This is a genomic window from Roseibium sediminis (genome assembly GCF_008711325.1).
Taxonomy (GTDB): Bacteria; Pseudomonadota; Alphaproteobacteria; order Rhizobiales; family Stappiaceae; genus Roseibium; species Roseibium sediminis.
The window spans coordinates 1-631 of record NZ_VXDB01000106.1 but is presented as its reverse complement, the minus strand read 5'-3'; the positions used below and the strand labels follow the sequence as shown (position 1 = coordinate 631).

Here is a 631-nt window from a genome sequence, read left to right as displayed (position 1 = left end):
ATATCATCCCCTACGCCAGCGTAAACAATGTCATTTCCTGCACCTGCGTCGATGTAATCGTTTCCTCCGCCAGCATAGACGGTGTCAGCACCGCCATTTGCATAAATGGAATCATTACCTCCCCCAGTTCTGATTGAGTCATTCAGATTGCCAGTGTGGACGATGACATCGGCGCTTGTATTCGTTGCGATGTCAGCCGTTATCGCCGCGCCCTGATTGAGCAGGAAGCGCTCCCCGGAAGTTTCCAGGTTCTGCATTGTAAGGGTCAGTTCTCCGCTTGAAGCACCGTAGATGTCCCGCACATCCACCAGTGTTGTGACCGAGTTCAGGTCATAGTCCCCGGCCGTCATCAGGCGGACATTGTGATAATAGCTGCTACTTTGGCCAGTGCCATAAGATCCATCGATCACTTCGATGGAATTAAGGGTGGTACTGGCATCAAGCTGAACGTCATAGTAAATATGCTGAGTGGTCGTATTAACGGTGGTTGTCAGGGTGTCAATTCCCTCACCGCCGTAAAGCGTGTCGCCAAAGCTTTCATTATTATAGGTCTGAAAGACATCATTCCCTGTTCCACCATAAAGGATGTCGGCCCCGGCTTGACCTCGAATAATATCATCCCCTACGCCAG

Annotated in this window: 1 protein-coding gene; it reads right to left on the bottom strand. The window is 50.7% G+C overall.

The annotated features are described in order from the left end of the window. The coding region (locus F0155_RS23270) for a calcium-binding protein (RefSeq protein ID WP_425299998.1) at positions 1–631 on the bottom strand (631 nt) is incomplete at both ends.